Source organism: Prevotella sp. HMSC077E09, assembly GCF_001814685.1.
In the GTDB taxonomy this organism is placed as follows: domain Bacteria; phylum Bacteroidota; class Bacteroidia; order Bacteroidales; family Bacteroidaceae; genus Prevotella; species Prevotella oris.
This window is the reverse complement of sequence record NZ_KV817516.1, coordinates 1-19,991: the sequence shown is the minus strand read 5'-3', so window position 1 is coordinate 19,991 and position 19,991 is coordinate 1. Positions and strand designations below refer to the sequence as shown.

16 protein-coding genes are annotated in these 19,991 nt (G+C 49.1%); 9 read left to right on the top strand and 7 right to left on the bottom strand.

The window, feature by feature from the left end; all coding sequences use genetic code 11:
• The 4 genes from HMPREF2983_RS03045 to HMPREF2983_RS03030 all read right to left on the bottom strand — a co-directional run.
• Positions 1 to 3,073, bottom strand: a 3,073-nt coding sequence (locus tag HMPREF2983_RS03045; RefSeq protein ID WP_070666656.1) for a DUF2958 domain-containing protein, incomplete at its 3' end; no start/stop codon positions are given.
• A 93-nt stretch (positions 3,074 to 3,166) separates the two neighbouring features.
• Positions 3,167 to 5,233 carry a type IA DNA topoisomerase gene (gene topB, locus HMPREF2983_RS03040; RefSeq protein ID WP_070666653.1) on the bottom strand — a complete coding sequence of 689 codons (2,067 nt, stop codon included), beginning with the start codon at positions 5,231 to 5,233 and terminating at the stop codon, positions 3,167 to 3,169.
• 21 nt (positions 5,234 to 5,254) lie between these two features.
• A complete protein-coding gene (locus HMPREF2983_RS03035) occupies positions 5,255 to 6,658 on the bottom strand; it encodes a DUF3945 domain-containing protein (RefSeq protein ID WP_070666650.1) in 1,404 nt (467 codons plus the stop codon).
• Positions 6,659 to 6,843: 185 nt separating this feature from the next.
• On the bottom strand, positions 6,844 to 7,872 hold the full coding sequence (locus HMPREF2983_RS03030; protein ID WP_070666647.1) for a helix-turn-helix transcriptional regulator: 1,029 nt from the start codon (positions 7,870 to 7,872) through the stop codon (positions 6,844 to 6,846).
• 353 nt (positions 7,873 to 8,225) lie between these two features.
• Here HMPREF2983_RS03030 and HMPREF2983_RS03025 point away from each other — a divergent pair, with 353 nt between their 5' ends.
• The 4 genes from HMPREF2983_RS03025 (at position 8,226) to HMPREF2983_RS03010 (ending at position 12,541) form a co-directional block, all read left to right on the top strand.
• Positions 8,226 to 8,489 carry a hypothetical protein gene (locus HMPREF2983_RS03025; RefSeq protein WP_009347070.1) on the top strand — a complete coding sequence of 88 codons (264 nt, stop codon included), beginning with the start codon at positions 8,226 to 8,228 and terminating at the stop codon, positions 8,487 to 8,489.
• 60 nt (positions 8,490 to 8,549) lie between these two features.
• Positions 8,550 to 9,059, top strand: a complete 510-nt coding sequence (locus HMPREF2983_RS14475; RefSeq protein WP_070666644.1) for a hypothetical protein — start codon at positions 8,550 to 8,552, stop codon at positions 9,057 to 9,059.
• A 16-nt stretch (positions 9,060 to 9,075) separates the two neighbouring features.
• Positions 9,076 to 12,243, top strand: a complete 3,168-nt coding sequence (locus HMPREF2983_RS03015) for a peptidase M26 (RefSeq protein WP_070666641.1) — start codon at positions 9,076 to 9,078, stop codon at positions 12,241 to 12,243.
• A gap of 85 nt (positions 12,244 to 12,328) precedes the next feature.
• Positions 12,329 to 12,541: a hypothetical protein gene (locus tag HMPREF2983_RS03010; protein WP_004364606.1), complete on the top strand. Its 213-nt coding sequence runs from the start codon at positions 12,329 to 12,331 to the stop codon at positions 12,539 to 12,541.
• 189 nt (positions 12,542 to 12,730) lie between these two features.
• Here the strand turns inward: HMPREF2983_RS03010 and mobC are convergent, their stop codons facing one another.
• The 3 genes from mobC to HMPREF2983_RS02995 all read right to left on the bottom strand — a co-directional run bounded on the left by mobC (position 12,731) and on the right by HMPREF2983_RS02995 (position 16,475).
• Complete coding sequence (mobC, locus tag HMPREF2983_RS03005) at positions 12,731 to 14,734, bottom strand: conjugal transfer protein MobC (RefSeq protein ID WP_070666638.1); 2,004 nt, start codon at positions 14,732 to 14,734, stop codon at positions 12,731 to 12,733.
• An 83-nt stretch (positions 14,735 to 14,817) separates the two neighbouring features.
• Positions 14,818 to 16,098, bottom strand: a complete 1,281-nt coding sequence (gene mobB / locus HMPREF2983_RS03000) for a conjugal transfer protein MobB (RefSeq protein ID WP_070666634.1) — start codon at positions 16,096 to 16,098, stop codon at positions 14,818 to 14,820.
• Entirely contained in the window at positions 16,095 to 16,475 is a 381-nt protein-coding gene (locus HMPREF2983_RS02995; RefSeq protein WP_070666631.1) for a plasmid mobilization protein, read from the bottom strand. Before HMPREF2983_RS02995 ends, mobB begins: the two co-directional genes overlap by 4 nt.
• A gap of 589 nt (positions 16,476 to 17,064) precedes the next feature.
• On the opposite strand from HMPREF2983_RS02995, the gene HMPREF2983_RS02985 reads away from it, so the two are divergent.
• The 5 genes from HMPREF2983_RS02985 to HMPREF2983_RS02965 all read left to right on the top strand — a co-directional run.
• Positions 17,065 to 17,868: a nucleotide-binding protein gene (locus tag HMPREF2983_RS02985; RefSeq protein WP_036918809.1), complete on the top strand. Its 804-nt coding sequence runs from the start codon at positions 17,065 to 17,067 to the stop codon at positions 17,866 to 17,868.
• Positions 17,855 to 18,328, top strand: a complete 474-nt coding sequence (locus HMPREF2983_RS02980) for a DUF3408 domain-containing protein (protein WP_004351245.1) — start codon at positions 17,855 to 17,857, stop codon at positions 18,326 to 18,328. The genes HMPREF2983_RS02985 and HMPREF2983_RS02980 overlap by 14 nt, the downstream gene beginning before the upstream one ends.
• Positions 18,329 to 18,433: 105 nt before the next feature.
• Positions 18,434 to 18,811 (top strand): DUF3408 domain-containing protein, encoded by a 378-nt coding sequence (locus HMPREF2983_RS02975; RefSeq protein WP_223381209.1) that lies wholly within the window; start codon positions 18,434 to 18,436, stop codon positions 18,809 to 18,811.
• 2 nt (positions 18,812 to 18,813) lie between these two features.
• The gene (locus HMPREF2983_RS02970) at positions 18,814 to 19,632 is read left to right on the top strand and encodes a hypothetical protein (protein WP_070666623.1); all 819 of its coding nucleotides are present in this window, start codon (positions 18,814 to 18,816) and stop codon (positions 19,630 to 19,632) included.
• A gap of 154 nt (positions 19,633 to 19,786) precedes the next feature.
• A partial coding sequence (locus HMPREF2983_RS02965; protein WP_070666620.1) for a DUF4134 domain-containing protein occupies positions 19,787 to 19,991 on the top strand: 205 nt, incomplete at its 3' end.

Below are 19,991 nucleotides of genomic sequence, written 5' to 3'. Positions count from 1 at the left end.
CCAAGAGCCACGACTCGATACGCTCCGCCTTTTCTATTACATTGCCCGAAATGAACTTGTCCGCAACCTCGTAGGCATTCTCTTCGGGATTGAAATAGATGCGACCTTCCAAGGAAGAAATGATGTCGCTTTCCTCCATATCGGGAAGCAGGGAACTCATATAGTCGAGTTCCACCGTGCCGTACTTGTTGAGCGATGCGCCAAGAGCCTCCATCGGGTCTGCGGCTATAGCCAGTTCAGTGGTGGAAAATGCCGTAGGATGGTCAAAGATGTCCGCCTTGATGTACCTGCCGTTTTCGGAGCGTTCCAAGAAGAGCATTTCCACTCCTGTAGCATCCATCTTGATGATGTCGGTGTTCGTCTTCTGGTTAAAGTAGCCCCAGCGGGATACATAATCATCATACAGGTGATTGAGTCTGCTACGGTCTTCCTTGTCTTCTGTATGGTTCTCCGCCTCGTAGTCATAGAGACGATGATAGCACTCCCGTATCTCGATATAGGCTTTGAGACGGGAAAGCTGCGCATACGGCAAGTCCATCGGGTTGAAGGTCGGATGTCGCTTCAGGTCAGAAAGAAACCCCACCTGACCTTTCTGCACGACAATGGAGCCGTCTCTCAGATGAGAGTCCGGCGAAGAGAGAAAAGGGCGCGGTGAAGCGTCAAACTCTTTTCTGACTTCTGCTATCGGCTGCGGCTTGCGCTCCTCGGCTTCGTTCATGAAGTCGAAAAGGGATGGCTCACGTGAAGAGGAAGAAGCCGCTTTCCTGCTGCCACGGGTACGCCGTTGAGGAATGGTCGCTGCCTTTTGCATCTTGGACTCCGATGGTTTCTGGGGAGCAGTTTGTGTTATAAGACGGCGTGCCTGTGAAGTTCCTGAATTATCCTTGATTTCATTGTTCACACGGGTAACTTCTCTTGTCCAAAGGCTGTATTCCTCTGGGGCAAACAGTGACAGCTGCTCCGGTTGTCCGATGTCTTCTATATTATTGTCCACCACCGGATGATGATCGTCGTCAAAGAACACCGTCTGTCCGTTCATCTCTCTTGGGGCTTCAATATCCGTACGGATTTCCTGCGGTTCCTGCTCGTATTGATGATGAAGTGTCAAGGCGGGTACGCCTTCGGGTGCAGGTTCAACGTTTATGGACGGTTGCTCTGACACAGATTGCTGTGGTGCAGACTCCGATGATGGTGGTTGCAATGGAGTGGTCTCTCCATTGGAAACGGTATTTTCTTTTGCCTGTGCCTTGGTAATGGTAAAATCGTCCGGTTCTATGACTTGCCCGACATTAATTCCTGTTTCAGTTTCTAATTCCTCGTTGGATGTTTCGATTTCAGAAATACCGTTCACAATCTCCTTAACAGTGTCTTCTGCCTTTGTTACCACTTCTTCCTTGATTTCCTCTGCCACCACTTCTTCTTTGGTATATTGTCCTCTGACGATTTCTTCCAGTTCGGCTATCTCGTGCAATTTCTTAGGAGAGAAATACAGGTCGCGCTCTATGCCCAGTCCTCTTACCTTCACGCCTTCCATTTCATCAAGGGACATATTGCCAAGCTCCCAGCCGTAACCCATCGTGACAGCACCGAAACCAATGCGGCTCTTAGGGTCATATTCCAGAAGGTAGGCTGTGTATGCTCCCATCGGGAAGAAATAGCGTGCGTAGGCAACCTTATCGCCTATGAGTTCCTTTTCCGTACTGTAAAGTTTAGGCAACTGTTTCCTGATACTGTCGGGCATGAGGTTATAGGCATCGTTTATGCCCTTGTTTTCAGTCTTTGTCTTCTCTGTTTCTTCTTCCCGACTTATGGTAATACCGAACTTGCGGAGCTGTTTCTCCGCTTCTGTCTCTCGCTCTGTTTCTGTCATCGGTATACCGGTCTCATATAGTTTACGGTCGATACGTTGTCCCATTTCAAGGGAGAGCCGTGTTCGGAGACTTTCTGCCAGTTCCTCAATCCCTCCTGTGAACCGATACTCCCATGCCGGTCTTCCATAAGGGTCTGTACCCATTATGCGCTCCGTGGCAATGGTGCGATGAGAAATGTCCTTCCAATCTCCTACAAAAAGAGAGTTATGCTTGAAGACAACAGAAGAGCCTTCTTCTTTGGGAACGGAAACGGTTTCTACGAACTGCTGTTCAATGCCCTTGCTGATTTCTTTACCAGTCTGCTTCTGCAGGATGATGAGGTCACTGCCCACGTCCGTACCTGCATTGTCTGAAAACATACCCGATGGCAGTCGGAGAGCGGAGATAAGACGGCTGTTCTGCATGAGGTAACGGCGTATGGCTTCATTGCGGGGACTGTCCAAAACGCCCTGTGAGGTGATAAATGCCAGTAAGCCACCTTCCTTGATGCAGTCCAGACCTTTCACAAAGAAGTAATTGTGAATGGCACGTGTGGACTCACGTTTTAGTGTATCCTTACCTCTACTGTACTCTCGGTCATAGACCATGAAATCACCGAAAGGAATGTTACTTGTAATAAGGTCGTATTTGTCCTTACCTTCCAGTTCTCCAATAGCTTCAAAAGGCTCGTTTCGAACGAAAATGTTGCCTTTGCTATAAGGGTGCAGGGCTTGGCTGATACGAGCAGTGAGCAGGTCTTTTTCCATTGCATCTACAACTCCCGCTTGCCTTGCAAAGGTTTCGGCAAAGGCCCCCATACCCATAGAAGGGTCTAAGCATCGTTTTACCTGCAGGTTTGTGGAGGCAAGTGCATCAGAGATGGCAGAAACGATACGGGTATCGGTATAGAAGGAGGTCAGTACACTTGCCTTGATGCTCTCCCAGTACCGCTTGGCAGTGTTGGCATCTACGGCTTCACGATAAATCATCTGCTTGAGCTGCTGGGTAGGTTCAAAGAGATTTTGCTCTGACTTGCTCCAATAGCGTATGTCATCGGGATTGTCTGTGCGGTTGAGTACACATTTCAAGCCACCGAAGCCCTGATAGTTCCGCAAGATACTTTTCTCAGCTTCGGTGGCTTCGCGGCGTTCTTTCTCCAGGCGCAAGACCACGCGGATAGCTTCCGTGTTGGCTTGCAGGACTTCTTTCTTATTGTATGCCATAGTGTTTTCTTTTAATAAAGTGGAGGTAAAAAGGTCGGCAGGTAGTACTTGTATCTCCCGATCTATATCTGTTCCTCTCTGTTTCTGTCGGGATTATCTCCCTCGTTGTTTTCCTTTCTTATTTTCAAATACAAAGGATGTGGTATATTCTTCATTCAGCACCAGACGGGCGTTGAACTTCTTACCGGCCTTGCTGGTCAAGCCATTGAGGACGGGTGTTCGTCCTGTGGTTATCAAGTCCCGGATATTGTCCTCTGTAAGCAGCGTGTCACAGATCTCACGGAAGACGTGGAAGTCGCAACCCTCGTTCCGACATTTTGCTACCTTAGCATAAATACCCACACTCTGCTGTCCGCACTTGGGACAGCGGTAGGTGGGATAGGACTTTTGTACCTGTGGGGAAAGGGCAAGGAGCTCTTCGCAGATGGTGCCAACGTATGAGTTAATGCCTTTCGCAAACTTCTCTGCCGGCATCTGACCTGCCTCGATAGCGGCAAGAGCCAGTTCCCAGCTACCTGTCATCTCCGCATTGGCAATCTTCTTGTCCTTGACAATCTCATAGACCGCCAAGCCTTTCTCTGTCGGGATGATGGATTTCCTGTCCCTGCGGATATAATCACGGAGGATGAGCGTTTCGATGATATTGGCTCTTGTAGCAGGTGTGCCAATACCGCATTCCGCCATTGCCTTCTTGCTTTCTGCATCCTCCACTTCCTTGCCTGCGTTCTCCATAGCGGAGAGCAGGGTGGCTTCGGTATAGAGCGGTTTCGATCTGGTCTTGTGTTCGGTAATCTCGGCATTGAGAAGTGGTAGGAGTTCACCCTCTGTTAAATTGGGCAATGTGGCAAGTAACTCTTCCTCGTCATCTGATTTGACTTCTTTCTGCACGGCTTTCCAGCCCAAGGAGATTTGTCGGCATGCTTTCCAAGTAAAGGTGTTGGTGCCGTCCGTGAACAGCACCTGCATACGTTCTTCCTCGGAGTCAGGCGAAAAGGCTTCGATAAAACGGGTTACCACCATATTATATAGGATTGCTTCATCCGTCAATAAGCCGGAAGGTGTTTCTCCCGTGGGGATAATAGCGTGGTGGTCGGTTATCTTAGCGTTGTCCACCGAGTGGCGGTTAAGCGGATTGGATAGGGGCTTACCTATCTTGTGGAGCAGGGCGGGTACTTCCTCAAAGACGTCCTCGCTGATGTATCGGCTGCCTGTGCGGGGATAGGTCGTGATTTTCTTCTCATAGAGGCTCTGAGCAATTGAGAGGGTCTTGTCTGCAGAAAAGCCTTGGCGTCTGTTGGCTTCCTTCTGCAAGGCAGTGAGGTCGTACAAGAGTGGTGGCGCGGTATGCGTTACCTTTCTTGTGACCGATTCCACTGTAAGCCGGCTCTGACTGCGAAGTGTAGCGAGAGCGGTCTGTGCCGATGCTTCACTCTCATAGTCTGTAATGCCAATGGCTTTCAGCGATACGCCCTTTTTCTCCATGAGAGCGGAGAGTTTCCAATAAGGGACGGAAGAAAAATCACGGTTCTCTATGTACCGACGGCAGACCATAGCAAGTGTTGGGGTCTGTACCCGTCCCAAAGAATAGCCGCCTTTGCGGGCAATGGACAGCGCACGACTCGCATTGATACCCACGAGCCAGTCAGCTTCGCTTCTTGCCTTGGCAGAATGATAGAGATTGTCGTAATGGCTTCCAGGCTTGAGATTGGAAAGTCCCTCACGAATAGCCTTATCGGTGAGGGAGGAAATCCACAAGCGGTCGAAAGGCTTATGGCAGTTTAAGTGTTGGTGGATATATCTGAAGATAAGCTCACCCTCTCGCCCTGCATCGGTGGCGACAATGATACGATCTGCCTTATCAAAGCAGGAACGTATCACTTTGAGCTGTTTTAGTGCTGCTGGATCGGATATATACTCCTTGTTCTTACATACTTGTCGTACCACTAACTGAAATGGATTGGGACGAATGGGCAGGTCTTCAGCTTTATAGGCAGAAAAACCGTAGGCTTCAGGCATGGCAAGGGCGATGAGGTGTCCCATTGCCCAAGTAACAAGGTAACTGTTGCACTCCATATAACCGTCCTGCTTACTATTTGCACCTACGATGCGGGCAATATCTCTGGCAACCGAGGGCTTCTCGGCGATAATACAAGTTGTCATAGTCGATAATAGAAATAAGGGTTACATCTTACGTCCACGGGACTTCTTTTGTTTGTTCTCGTCCTGCTTTTGCTTCTGCTCGGAAGTAGGTTGTGTCTGTCCCGTCTTCAAGGGCTCTTTCACATTCTTGGTGACTTCATTCGTCTTGCCGTGGTTGTTCACGGCTACCTGCGTTTTGTGTTCTTCGGCTACGGCAACCACCTTTTCTTTGCCAGTTTCCTGCTTCTTGTCAGGATTCCACTTGTAAAAACGTGGGCGGTTCTGTTCCTTGTCCATGCGAACATAGGCGTTGAATGATTGTCCCTGTTTGTCCACCATATTCTTTAGATATAGTGTACGACCGCTATCCAATGCTTCACGCTGTTTTTCTGATAGTTCCAGTCCGCAGAGCTTATGCGGTACGCCTTGCTGCTGTGTTTGCTGCTGGCGTTCCTTAAATCCACGGTTATTGTCGAAGATGAACTCAATGCCCTTTCGCTCGGCATTAACTTGAAGCGTGGCATCAAAGGACTTACCGCTCTTGGCAGTCATGCCTTCCACTTTCACAGCCTTACCTTCCACAAGGTCTTTATATTGAGCGTCAGAAAGTGTCACGCCCTTGATTTCCTTAGGGATGTTCACACGGTCGGCACGCAGGGCGATGATTTCATTCGTTTGCGGGTCAATAGAAACGTATGCAGAGAAAGGTTCGGCGTTCTTGGGTGTTACCTCGATGGTCTTGCCCAGATTACCCGTAGTGAGGAGTTGCTCCTTTTCTTCGGGAGAGAACTTGTAGCCCATATAGGGAAAGTCAAGCTGTGGTTCTTTTCTTAAAGGATGAATTGCCAAACCGATATTGCCGTTATCGTCCGTACGGAACGCAAGGCGTGCTTCAGTATAGATGGTGGTGTCGCCGATAGGAACAGCAATTGTGATGAGATTGCTCTTCTGCCAATTGAGCATCTTTTCCAATTCTCCACTCTGCTCCAATCGCTCACGGGAAAGACCGAGGTTGTCGAGCATCTTCCAATCCACCTTTTCAGGATCGATAGTAGTGGCATTCTTCTGCTGGGGCAGATAGTCCCCAAAGGGAATGCCCATCTCTGCCAGTTGCTGTTTGCTTTCGGGCTTTTCACGGCTTTGCAGCAGGGTGTGCAGGTTGTCCACGCCTTGCTCCACATTGTCTGCCACGACCTTGTACAACCCGAAATGAGTCGGGTTGTTGAACTGTTTGAGGAAGTTGGTCATGAAGTTTTTGAGAAGTCCGTCCTTGCTGTTGAACTTCAAGAACGCTGCCTGATTGGCAGCGACAGCCTCGGTGGTCTTGAGATTTCCCTTGTCGTCAACACCGGATACGACGGACAATTTACCCACTTCCTGCTCATTCTTCACTTCCGTGCGGTCTTCCAAGACCAGCACATAGTTGTCATTGTTGTTTGATTCCATTGCTTGATAATTTTAATGATGAATACTGTTATCAAGCGGCTAAATTATAGGTATATGAAGAGATTGGAAAACTTTTGGGAAAAGCGGGAAATACAGGGGAAAAACAAGAAACCATTATCCGAATCTGTATGGAAAGCGGATAATGGCATGTTATAAATAAATATGAACGTTTCCGGTAGAGGAACTTATTTATTTATTTCCTCCTTTTTCGAATATTCTTTTTCTATCAATAAATTGATGAGAAATTTCTGTAAGTCTTGGTCAGTGGGTACATTGAGTTTCTTGCGGATGTGGTTACGCGTCACGTCGACGTTGTTTTCGGTTTTGTCGAGTAGTAGGCCGATTTCGCTCCGCTTCTTTCCCGCGAGAATGAGGCGGCACACATCCGTTTCTGATTTAGTCAGACAGGGAAAGTGGTGTCCCAGATCGCAGTCATCCATCAAGTGTTTTTTCAGATGCAGGCGCACGGCGTTGACGAGGTTCCGTTGCGATTTCGGCTTGAGCATGGAAAACAGGCAGTCGGTGTCCTCGGGCGATGGGTGGTCGTTGCTGCTCATGCGCAGGTAGACCTCTATTTCCCGTTTATTCAGTCTGACGGCGCGCATCAGTGTCGTCTCACGGTGATGCAAATCGGTATTTTCCTTCGTTACACTCATCACATTATATCGCAGCAGTTCGCCCAGCGTGCAGAGGAAAAACTGCACGAAGAGGAAGAAACCGAACAGGCGCCAAAGCGAAGGCTCTTGAAGATAGGCTGCCACACAACCGTAGCTAACCACACTGATAGCAGAGACGATAAAGGGGGTGAGCCGGACAAAGCTCAACACAAGGAAGAAGATCGCCAGCAGGGATGTTATCTGATTGATAAGGATGAGCTGCAGAAAATGGTCGGGGCGCACCGTAGCGAAATAAAATAAGCGCACGCCGATGGTACACTGTGCCACGAGCGCCACAAGCGAGAAAGCCTTGGAAAGCGTCAGCCGCCGCGTGAGGTAGAGCGACAGCGAAAGGAGGCACATCGCCAGATGGATGCCGCTCATCGTCTGGGGCAACGCTTCCTGCGAACCTCCAAGCCCCATGAACTGCAAGGAGATGACGGTAACAACGAGTACAGAGTGGAGCAAATACACGATGACGCGGTGCCGCTCAATGGTGTTTGTAGTGCGCGACCGTAGGAATGCCGATACCTTTTCTGTGAGAGAATGAATGATCATTGTTGCCGTTTTTACTTCTTATAACGACTGCAAAGATACGTTTTTATTTTCTCTTTCCCAAACTTTTTATTAAGTGTTTTTAGGGGGATATTAAGGTTTTTAGGGGGCGGAAATACCTTTAAAATGCTCTTTTCTGTCATAATCCTTAAAATAACAATTCACTTTATGTTATTTTTGCATCATCTTTTGCTGCTCTCGCAAAGATTTTTCTTGTGGAATTGCTCAGAAGAGCACCATTAGGCATGCGAAATTCAGCAGAAAGGAATGCGAAATGAGAAAATGAGAAAGTAGAAATATATTTAATTCATAATTAGCAAAAAGAGTTATTCATAAAGAAAATGAGATTATGGCAAATGAAAAACAACTGTTGGGTATATATTTTAAGAAATGAAAGCGGAGAATTCATCATTGGCTTTTCACTTGAGATGGATAAAAAGTTCACCGAAATCTCCACGCGAAAGGAAAAGTTGTCTTATCTCCGTCCGTTTGAAAAACCGTTCGACGGCTTGGCACACAAACATCTTTTGGATTCTCTTTCCAAAGATACGATCAACTTTCTCGTGCAACGTAATCGGGAACGGACAGAAATATACAAGGAAGTCTTCCGGAAAACGTAGTAACTACGCCACGCCCCCGATAACCAAAAGAATATTTATTTTTTTAATTTCAAATTCAATATGAAACAACAAAACATCATTCAGAGGCTCAGCCTCTTCTTGCTTGCCCTCGTGCTGACGATGCCGACGTGGGCGCAGGGCGGCTCCGGAAACGAGAGCGAGACCATTACGATTGCATCGAAAGAAGACTGGAAAGCGTTCTGCCAGCGAGTGAACAGCGGACAGACCACCCTCAACGCCAAGCTGACGCAGGACGTGGACCTCGGCTCGGACATTGTGATGGCAGGAAGAGAACACCCCTATAACTATAACTCTTTTTACTATTACACCGGCACGTTCGACGGACAGGGACATACGCTGAAGTTCAACTGGAATGCGGGCAAAGATGACCGAATCGCCCCCTTCTGGTGTGTGAAGGACGCCACGATCAAGAACCTGCGCACCCAAGGGAAGATCACGAAGAAGGGTTACGGCTTGTCCGGAATGGTTTATATAGCCTCTGGCACCACCACCATCACGGGCTGCATCAGCGACGTGGACATCACGGGGGGGGAACGGTGGTTGGAATGATTCCCAAGCCGCGGGCATGGTTCAAGCGGTAGCCGACGGTGCCTCGGTTCAAATCACCGACTGCCTCGTCAAAGGCAGCATCACCGACAATGCGGATGAAAGCGAGAGAAAGATGGCCGGCTTTGTCTTTTCTAATAGTGGCACCTACACGCTGACTCGCTGCCTCTACGTCGGCAAGAACAACGCCACCAACAACGGATACAGCAAAACCTTCGGCAAGGACGGCTACGGCGCCACCTTCACCGACTGCTACTACCTCAACCCCTGCGGCAAAGCGCAGGGCGATAAGATCACCGAGGCGCAGCTGAAGAACGGCTACGTAGCCTATAAGTTGCAGAAGGGCATAGAGTCGCAGGTGTGGGGACAGACGCTCGGCACCGACACCATTCCGCAGCCCACCACCGACGCCAAGAAGCGGGTGTACGAGGTGAAGTTCGTCTACAACGGCGAGGTGAAGGCAACGCGCTATGCCACCAACGGGCAGAGCATCCACGGCGGTCTGCCCACGGCGCAGGACCTCTTAGGCACGGGCTACAACCCTCATCATTATTATGCCATCGCCTTTGCCGACGGCTTCAACGCCTCCACCACCGTTAATGCCGACCGCAAGGTGGACATCACACTCGCCGAAAAAGACTGCTACGAAATCGCGTCGAAGGCTGACTGGCAGGCGTTCTGCGCCCTCGTGGAAGACGGACAGACCGCCGTTGATGCGAAGATGACGAAGGACGTGGACCTCGAAACGGACATCACGATGGCGGGAACTGCCAACAAGCCCTATGCCGGCACGTTCGACGGGCAGAACCACACGCTCACCGTCAACTGGGATGCCGGCTCGGCCAAGGACGTCGCCCCCTTCGGGAGAGTGAATGGCGCCACCATCAAGAACCTGCGCACCGAAGGCTCCATCCGGTCGGACGGTTACTTTCTGGGCGGACTGATTGACGAAGCCTATGGCGGCAGCAACACCGTCGCGAACTGCGTCAGCGCGGTGAACATCACGAGCAGCTATACCAGCAACAGATGCGGGGCAGCTGGATTGGTTAACTATGTCTTCACCTATGCCCACGTCACCATTAACGACTGCCTCGTGAAGGGCTCGATCAACGCCACCACCGAGAAAGGGCAGAAAGGCATGGGCGGCTTCGTATATGTGCAGAACGGCACCTGCACGCTGACCCGCTGCCTCTACGCCGGCACGAACAATGCGGACAACAGCAACAACAATTGTTACACCTTCGCCCCGACCAATACCTCCGGCGCCACCACCACCCTCAACAACTGTTACTACCTGAACACCTGCGGCACAGCACAGGGCGAGCAGGTCACCAAGGCGCAGCTCGAGAGCGGCTATATGGCGCATCTATTGCAGGGCACGCGCGAGGAAACCGTCTGGGGACAGGTGCTCGGCACCGACAACGAGCCACAGCTCACCGCCGAGGCTGCGAAGCGGGTGTACGAGGTGAAGTTCACCTACAACGGCAAGGAGGTCGCGTCGCGCTACGCCAACCGAGGCGGCAATGTCGGCACCTTGCCCACCCCGCAGGAAATCCTGGGCGTGGCATACAACACCGCCAACACCTACAAGCTCGTCTTCGCCGATGGTTTCTATGCCGAATATCCCATTTATGCCGACCGCACCGTGGCAGTAGATGTCATCGTAAACAACATGTGCGAAATCGCCACGAAAGAAGACTGGAAGAAGTTCGGCGACTTCGTAAGATCCGGGGAGGGAAACCTCAACGCCAAGCTCACCGCCGACCTCAACCTCGGCACGGACATCCAGAAAATAGGCAGCGAGAGCACTGACTATCGCGGCACCTTCGATGGACAGGGGCACACCATCACGATCGATTGGAACGGTTACGGCGGTGGTTACTTCGCGCTGTTCCCCTTTGTAACAGACGCCACCATCAAGAACCTGCGCGTAACGGGGAAGATGACGACCGATGTTCCAATGGGCGTATTCTCTTACCTGGCGGGTGGCACCACCACCTACGAGCACTGCGTCAGCGACGTGAGAATCACCAGCGGCGACGAGAACAGCTCCTACAGTGCCGCAGGAATGGTGCACGCAGCATACAACGAAGGCAAAATCACCTTCAAAGACTGCATCGTGGCCGGCGACCTCAACGGCACCACCGACAACAGCAAGCAGAACATGGGCGGCTTCGTATGTTCTCAAGCTGACGACGCCACCTGCACCTTCGACAACTGCCTCTACACCGGCACGAACAATTCCAAGGGCGGCTACACCTTCGCCCCGAACCCCACGCTCAACAACTGCTACTACCTCAACGCCTGCGGCACGGCGCAGGGCACGAAGATAACCGCCGAGCAGCTCAAGAGCGGCGAGGTGACAAAGAAGTTGCAGAACAACCGCACCGACAAGTGCTACTGGGCACAGCAGTTGGGTGAAATGCCCGACTTCTACAACGCAGCCGACAAGAGCAAGGCGAACTACGTGTATTACGACGCGGCAAAGAAAGGCTGGGCGTGCGACGACTTCCGCCTCACCGACGAACAGCCGTTGCCCATCGGGCTCGACTTCACCGCCGCCACCGTTACCTACGAGCGCAACTTCAATGGCACGCAGAAAGCCACGCTGTGTCTGCCTTACGACTTGTCTGCTCAGGGCTTCAAGGCCTACACCCTCTCGGGCGGCAACAAAAACGAAGTCCATTTCAAGGAAACGAAAGATAAGCTCACGGCATACACACCGTATTACATCACTGCCGACGGCACGCCACTGCTCGGTGGCACGAACATCGAGGTGAAAGCCTACACCGGAGCTAATCTGACGACCAGCGCCAATGGCTACTCTATCAAGGGCACGGTGGTAAGCATGGACAACGCTACGGCTGCCGCAGCCAACGCCTACATCCTGCAGGACGATGGTATGTTCCACAAGGTAACGACCGACAACCCCGGTGCCACCGTTCCTGCTTATCATGCCTACATCATCTGTCCACCGCAAGCGTCAGGTGCCAAGCAGCTCTCTGTTGTCCTCGACGGCGAGACCACCGGCATCGGCGACGTGACGAACGAGGCGACCGACGGAAAGAACGGTCCGGTATATGACCTGCAAGGCCGCCGCGTGGCCGACCGCTTAGACGGCGCCACACGCCACTCGTTGCCCGCAGGCGTCTACATCGTAGGCGGCCGCAAGGTTGTTGTGAAATAATGTCTCTCTTCTTATCGGGGGAGCGTCCACCAAGAAGAGACGCGCTCCCCGATAGCACATAACTAATAAATTATAAACAAAAAATATGAAAAAGTATATTAAACCGACCATGAAGGCCAAGCCTCTTGAAATGGAAAACTGCATCCTCGCCGGCTCCACCAGCGTGGGCATCGGCGAGGGTCCCGCAACGGGACCAGCACTGTCGAAAGGTAATAACTTCTTTGGCGACGACGAAGAGGAGGAAGATGAGGGCTATGCTGCTCCGATTTGTCGCTCAAAATCGCAGTGGGATGATTAAATCCATTTTTATCGAGGGCGTGGTGCATAACAGGTGCCACGCCCTTTTGATAATTAAAGAAAATGACGTACACATACAGTCCGAAAGATGTTCTCTCGAACATATATCTTTCTATTCCCAATGCATGGTAACTATTCTCTGACACCTTTGCAAGGAACAGATGCTCGGAGACATCGGTTGGTAAATGGTCTACTCTTTATTCAAGTGGGCAAGAGCCGGATCGGTCTTGATGCGTTCCTTCTCCGATTCCACAAGTGAGATAATCTCTTGTTTGACACGTTTATAGTTGGCTTCGATAGTCTCTTTGAGATTGTCGGAGCCATCTTCGTTTGTAAAGTCTGCGATTATAGGGATTGGTTGGTAAGTTATCGTTTCTGCTGAAACTTTGGCAGAATCCACGACTATCTCTGCATGGAAAATTTTCTGGTCGATGCGTTCTTCGAAGTTGTCGGAGACGGCACCGACAAACATTCCTTGCGTAAGGTTGCTGATTTTCGATGCAGGGATAAGACTGTCCATCTGTGTGGAGATTGAAGTGGATTTATCGTTGCGGTTGATGGTCATGGACTGGCGTTGCTGAAGCACCTTACCGAAACGTTCGGAGAGTGTTTTGGCAGTTTCTCCAACCACCTGCCCGGAAAAGACATTGCCAACTGTGTTTTGTATCACCTTACTTTCCTTGTCACCATAATCACGGGTAAGCTGTGAGAAGTCCTGAAAGCCCAAGCAGACCGCGACCTTATTGCTTCGTGCAGTAGCAATGAGGTTGTCCAAGCCTCGGAAATAGATAGTCGGCAACTCGTCGATAATCACGGAGGATTTGAGTTGTTTCTTCTTGTTGATGAGTTTTACGATACGGCTGTTATAAAGTCCGAGTGCAGCCGAGTAGATATTCTGGCGATCAGGATTGTTACCAACTACAAGCACTTTCGGCTCATTAGGGTTATTGATGTCAAGTGAGAAATCATCGCCTGTCATTACCCAATAGAGAGCAGGCGAAATCATCCTTGAGAGCGGTATCTTCGCTGATGCAATCTGTCCCTGCAACTGATCTTGTGCTCCACCTTCCCAAGCGTCCATGAAAGGAGAAAGATAATTGGCAAGTTCATCGTAAGAAGTGAGTATCGGGAAAATCTGTGCATAGGGGCGGTTCAGGAACTCGATGGCATGGGGAAAGGTGCAATACTTCCCGTTCTCGTATATCTTCAGAAACCAGATGATGGCAGCCAGCAGAATGATTGGTGACTCCACAAAGAAATCACCCTGTTTCTGAATCCACGAGCGGTTAAGGTTGAGCATAATGGTGTAGGCACTTTCGTAAGCATCCGATATGTCCGTCATAAAGGCAGGATTGATAGGATTGCACCGATGTGACTTTCTCGGATCATCAAAGTTAATTACATAGAACTGCGGCTTTACCTTATAGGCATCCAAGTGATGAAGCAGGTGATTATAGGCAATCTCGGAAAGGTCGGGAAACTTGTAATCATAGATATACATGGCAAAGCCTTTCCGAATCTGTTGCTTGATATAGTTGTTCACAATGGCGTAGGATTTACCCGACCCCGGTGTACCAAGCACCATTGAGGCACGGAAGGGATTAACCACGTTAATCCAACCTTTGTTCCACTTCTTCTTATAGTAAAAACGTGTAGGGAGATTGACAGAGTATTCATTCTCCATCAATCGTGTTTCCTGCATGAAACTCTCGTTCTCCGTGTTGAATACATCATCCATCAGATTGTTTTTGAGCAGTCGGCTCATCCATACGCCACCCATCAGCAGACAGATATAGCCCAAAGACAGCGTAAAGATATAGAGCGAAGCTGCACCAATTTTTCCTATGCGCAATGCCAACAGCCACCAGTTGAGAAAGAAAAAGACAAAGCCTGAGAAAAGCACCGTCCAAATCTTTGGCCATGTGATTTTCTCTTCTTTCACGCCTTTCGTGCCCAAACAGGATAAAGCAAGAAATACTACACAAAAGAGTTTCGTCCAAAGGATGGAAGAAAACAATCCCGTCGTTCGCTGGAAATTCATCAGTATCTTATTGATGATACCAAGTGTGAAGTGCCACTGCTGAAATGCCTCGTAGCAGAACCAATAACAGTTGATAAGGAGGAATATCACCGATATACCTCGCATAAAGTCCATGACCTTACCTAACGCCCTTAAATCGTCTTCTTGTGCCATAATCGTATTGCTTTTATATTTGTTGTATTATCGTTATTTGAATTGCGTTTGAATACTGTTCAAACAAAATTTGAAATACCTACTTATCTTTTCCTCCGTTTGAGATTGACTTTGCTTTGTCTGCGGAGTTTACGTTGCCAAGCCGCTTCTTTCCAATCATCATTGCCCGTAGTTCTGAAAGAGTCACCCACTATATCCTCGATGAGTTCATCGACAAGGTTGTCTCCATCTTCCGTATCTGATTGCAAGGGATGAGCGGTTGGCGATGGTTCCAAACGAACAGACGAACCACCATACAGCATTTCAACCAAGAATGGGTTGTGCGTAGGATTGGAGAAGTAGCCATTGAATACATTGGCGGCATATCCCTTTCCCAATCGTGAACCGTTGAGTGCAACACCTTGCTCGTCATCAATAAAGGTAATACCGTAAATTCTTCCATTGTCATTTTTTCGGATGACCACACGCAAGCCTTGTTCCTCCAATCTGCTCCGCAGGTCTTTCTCTGTCTGGGGAGAGGTGCGCATAGCTTGTAACACTTTGTTCCTGACGGTTGGTATCAGTGGTTTGACATTTTGTTTCGACTTCTGTATTCTGTTCTGTACGGCAGTATAGCCCACACCACGACCGATGTCCGAGGCATGGATGGGTGTGCTTACTTTATTGCTCTTGTCATCTGTCGGAACATAGACCAGTCCGTCATATTTCTTTCCCCGAAACTCCGTCTTCACTTCTTCCACGGCAAGGTTATATTTACTCAGGATGGCATTCAGTTCGCCCAAGGAACAGAAACGATAATACTTCAGCACCATGCGGATAACGCTTGCCGTCTGCTCCTTGATGTTTCCTCTATCAATATCCACCTTGGGCGTTTCTGTTTCCACCTTACCGCTAACCTTTGAACTTGGAATGAGACCAAATTTTCTTTCCAAAGCATCGGTAATTTGCTTGCTCCGCCGTTTCTCGAAACGGTCGTTGATCTTTCGTCCCTCATCATCCACACGAAGTGACACAATGTGGATATGCTCACGGGCGATGTCGTTGTGCTTGAACACGATATAGGGTTGCTTGCCGTAGCCGAGTGCCTCCATATACTCCCTGGCTACCTGCACGAGTTGCTCATCGGAGATTTTATCGTCCGGATGCGGATTGAGCGAACAGTGGAACACCGTTTTCTTGGTACGGCAGTTCTTCGGTATCAATGCCTCCATATCAGCAAGCACGTCCTCCATCGTATAACGTCCTTCCTTGCTCTGATACAATTCAGCGGCAAGGAGAATGCTTGCTTCCCCTTTCTCCACCTTTTTGAAGTTATAGCCGAGTGCCCCTCCAAGGTTCTCCGTTGCAGAAATCTTGGCAATCATTTCTTGCGGTAGTCTATGGTCAGACTGATAGCCTGCTCCTGTAAGGTGATAATTTGAGCCGACAAATTTTCTAATTTTTCAAGCATAATCTGTGCGGTTTTTACGCTGTGATAGCTGTTGATGGCACGCACGGCTTGGTTATACAGCACGCCAATCTTATGGATTTGCGCCGTCAGTTCTGAGAGCTTTCGGTAATATTCCACGGCAGATTTATCCACCGTGATCACCTTGAAACTCTCTCCAAGAATACGACCACGCACGAAATCCGACTTGGTCTGCGCCCCTGAACGCTGAAACAAATCAATCGCTCGCTGCTGGTCTTTGGGATTGGGAAGACGGGTGTCCCATCTGTCCCATCGTTCAATCTTATCATTCATTGTCTTTCCTTTTTGTAATTACGACTTTGGAGTAATTCTCTCCCCCCTCGGGGCAAGGGTCTTTGTCGGCAGAAACGGAGTTTGTCGGACAAAGACACACCTTGCTGGTATCAAGAGTTGATGCGAATGAAGCATCCACCTGTAAGGGTGTCCGCTTCGGGTAGTTTACCTCCATGTTCCCTATCCGCCTGCAAAGTTACGGCAGATTTCCAAATATCTCATTATCAGCCATATTCCCTCTTTTTCCTCATATTTCCCTCCATTTCACAAGCATAGAAAAATCTATCGAAAAAGCTTTTATTTTGCAGACAGAACGAGCGGACAATCACTCGAACAAACGTTAAAAAGGACGATAAAAAGTTCGGAAAATAGATTGTTCGATTTCTCGATAGTTCGACATTTCGAGATGTAGATTTCTCGAACTCTTGACAAACCGAATGGTTGATAGAACAAATGATTGATAAAACAAATGACCGACAGATCGGCAAGACAAACGATAAAACAAACTGTCGATGGTTCTATCGAACAATCAAACGTTCAAACGGCATATCGCCCAAAAGACAGTTCAACAAATAAAATATCTATCGCAATGGAACAGACAAATACATCGCCCATCTTTCTGGGCTTTTCCTCCCAGAAGGGAGGTGTCGGAAAAAGCACGCTGGCAGAAATCGTCAGCAGCATCCTCTATTATGAGAAAGGCATCGAACTCTTCATCGTGGATTGCGACCTTTCGCAGGACTCTTTTTATAAGCTCCGCCAAAGGGAAAAGACTTTTGTCGAGGGCGATCCCTTGGTTTCCCAGCAGATGAACAACTATTTTTCAACATTGGGACGTGTTTCCTACCGTGTTCTTAAGGCCGACCCGAAGAGTGCCATAGCCAAGGCTGAAGAACATATCCGCAAAAATTCCAAGAAACGCTTCGAACTGGTGGTCTTCGACTTTCCCGGGCATGCGGGGACGAGTGATCTGCTGGAACTCTCACTAGAAATGGACTATATCCTTTCCCCCATCGAGGCCGACGTACAGTCAATGGTCTCCTGCCTTGCCTATGCCAAGACCATGCAGGACTTGGGGGTGTCGATGACCGGGGCGCGTATCAAGGATGTCATGCTCCTTTGGAACAAGGTGGACAGACGGGTGAAGAGCACGCTGATAGAGAAATACAGCGAATACATCAGGAACGAGGGCTATACGCTGTTTGACGAACACGTCTATGCCGCCCACCGTTTCTGTCACGAGTTGGAACAATACGGCTTTCGTGGGGCATTCCGTTCCACTTATCTGGCTCCGGGCAAAGCCCAACGTGCAGGCACGGGGTTGGATGAGATGATTGACAGCCTGCTCACGCATATCAGACTAAAGAAGGAGGCGGACAATGGCACGGATTGACGAACGGAGAAAAATCTTGGAAGCCAAGCTCAAGGAGATGTCAGAGGACGGCATGATGAAAGGAAAGCCCAAGGATACGCTTGCCTTCGACCCGCCCGATGAGGATGAAGAAAACGAGCAACAAGAGGCGAAGGAGATTATGCCGGTTCAAGGGAATACTCCCGTCCTCCAAGAAACGAATGCGGAAAGGGCAAGGAAAGTGCCGCATGAGACTCAGGTACTCTCATTGGACGATTACCGGACACGCTATTTTCACGCTGTCCGTATCCGCGAAAAGACAGCCTTCACGATGGATGTGGAGACCTTGCAGGTACTAAGGAACGTGCTGCAAGACTTGGGTGAACGGATCTCGATGGCTGCATACATAGACAACATTTTGCGTGAGCACCTCAGAGAGCATAAGGAACTGCTCAACAATGCCACGGCAAGACAACGGCGTAAAACAACCATAACAATATAACATATTATGACAACAAACGATTTTCTGATTTTATTCTTGGTATTCAGCAATATTCTTCTGATTATATATTGCTGTGTCATTTTCTTTCAGGTTTACATAAGAGACATGAATACCAAGGAAGACAACACGGACAATCCCACTCAGGTAAAGAAAACAGCGTCCGGAACTCAGCATCTTATGGAAGACAGCAAGGATTTTACAGATACGGATTACCTTGCTGACTTTATGCTGCAAAGTACAGAGGAGCAATGGGAGGATTACAAAGCCAAGTTCTTTATTCCAAGGCGGTCCCGAAACAAATCGGGGTTCACGATCAACACAGAGACCTTAACCATACTCCGCAATGTTCTCCGCGATACAAAGGCGGAAACGACGTTGACGGCTTACATAGAGAATATCCTTACCAATCACCTCAAAACTCATCAGGAGCTTATCAATGAGATTGCAGACAAGCAGAAATTAAAAAACACTTTATACCTGTGAATATGGAAACTGTTCTTTTAGATATTCTCCTTTTCTTGGGTGTTGTTTGGGTGATTTTGGGCATCGCATACCTGTGGAGGCTTTTTCAAGACTCAGCAGCCCTATCAGGTAAGAACACCCCGAAACAGAAAGCTGGCAAGCAAGGTGAAAGTCCCAAGCCTTCTGTTTCCCAAGAGCAAATAGACAGTGCCCGCCATATTCTGGTAGGCAGGAGCAAACCTTTCACTTCCCCGTCTGTCCCCGAAATTCCCGCTGTTTCCTCGTCTGAAAATTCAGCCAAAATTTCTGATACTTTTGCAGGGCAAAACACCCAAACAGGGCAGGGCGCGACCGAAAAAGCAGGAAGTACCGCAGAGGAGGACGACAATGAGATGGATGTCGATTATACGATGGACGAACCAGATGAGGACACCATAGCCCGTGAGGAACTGGAATTGGACATCGGTGGACGAAGTGAAAGCCTGATAGCAGACGATTCTCTGCCCGAAGTATCACCGTCCAGTATCCTCGCAAGGGACATTATCCGTGTCAACGGTTGGCACAGGAATGACGATGCACTCGATGAGGAAAACGAAACTGACGTTCACGAAACACTGCAGGCGATACGAGGCACACAGCTCATGGACTACATTAAGGAGGCAACGCTCAAGCAGGAGCAAGACCATCAAAAGCTACTTGCTGCCATTCGCAAAGCGGAAGAAGCGGAATTGGAGGAAAGTAATATTAGCTCTTCTTCTGACTTTGAAACAGACTCAAACGTAGAGAGCTGCAACAGCGAGGATTCAGAAGATGACGAGCGTCCACTTTCATACTATCTGTAAAACTAGTGTTTTTGTTCATATTGTACAGTGTTCGAGGGGTGGCTCAAAAGTAAAACAATCAAACTATATCTGTCATGCGATAAAACCGAGCCACCCCTTACCACCTCTATCTAAAAGAAAACAATTCATTTAACAACTTAAAATAAAAAGAACAATGAACAACAAAAAGAAAATCACAATGCTGTTCCTGACGGCTACCGCCATAGGAGCATACGCACAAGGCAACGGCATGGCGGGTATCAATGAAGCCACAAAGATGGTAACCTCCTACTTCGATCCAGGTACAAAGCTTATCTATGCCATCGGTGCTGTGGTAGGTTTGATAGGAGGAATAAAAGTGTACAACAAGTTCTCAAGTG

What these genes read in the sequence shown, in the direction of transcription:
- HMPREF2983_RS03035 (WP_070666650.1), bottom strand. Translation starts at nt 6,658, where the DNA reads ATGGAATCAAACAACAATGACAACTATGTGCTGGTCTTGGAAGACCGC.
- HMPREF2983_RS03015 (WP_070666641.1), top strand. Translation starts at nt 9,076, where the DNA reads ATGGTTCAAGCGGTAGCCGACGGTGCCTCGGTTCAAATCACCGACTGC.
- topB (WP_070666653.1), bottom strand. Translation starts at nt 5,233, where the DNA reads ATGACAACTTGTATTATCGCCGAGAAGCCCTCGGTTGCCAGAGATATT.
- HMPREF2983_RS03025 (WP_009347070.1), top strand. Translation starts at nt 8,226, where the DNA reads ATGAAAAACAACTGTTGGGTATATATTTTAAGAAATGAAAGCGGAGAA.
- HMPREF2983_RS14475 (WP_070666644.1), top strand. Translation starts at nt 8,550, where the DNA reads ATGAAACAACAAAACATCATTCAGAGGCTCAGCCTCTTCTTGCTTGCC.
- HMPREF2983_RS02970 (WP_070666623.1), top strand. Translation starts at nt 18,814, where the DNA reads ATGGAAACTGTTCTTTTAGATATTCTCCTTTTCTTGGGTGTTGTTTGG.
- HMPREF2983_RS02995 (WP_070666631.1), bottom strand. Translation starts at nt 16,475, where the DNA reads ATGAATGATAAGATTGAACGATGGGACAGATGGGACACCCGTCTTCCC.
- mobC (WP_070666638.1), bottom strand. Translation starts at nt 14,734, where the DNA reads ATGGCACAAGAAGACGATTTAAGGGCGTTAGGTAAGGTCATGGACTTT.
- HMPREF2983_RS02980 (WP_004351245.1), top strand. Translation starts at nt 17,855, where the DNA reads ATGGCACGGATTGACGAACGGAGAAAAATCTTGGAAGCCAAGCTCAAG.
- HMPREF2983_RS02985 (WP_036918809.1), top strand. Translation starts at nt 17,065, where the DNA reads ATGGAACAGACAAATACATCGCCCATCTTTCTGGGCTTTTCCTCCCAG.
- mobB (WP_070666634.1), bottom strand. Translation starts at nt 16,098, where the DNA reads ATGATTGCCAAGATTTCTGCAACGGAGAACCTTGGAGGGGCACTCGGC.
- HMPREF2983_RS02975 (WP_223381209.1), top strand. Translation starts at nt 18,434, where the DNA reads ATGAATACCAAGGAAGACAACACGGACAATCCCACTCAGGTAAAGAAA.
- HMPREF2983_RS03010 (WP_004364606.1), top strand. Translation starts at nt 12,329, where the DNA reads ATGAAAAAGTATATTAAACCGACCATGAAGGCCAAGCCTCTTGAAATG.
- HMPREF2983_RS03030 (WP_070666647.1), bottom strand. Translation starts at nt 7,872, where the DNA reads ATGATCATTCATTCTCTCACAGAAAAGGTATCGGCATTCCTACGGTCG.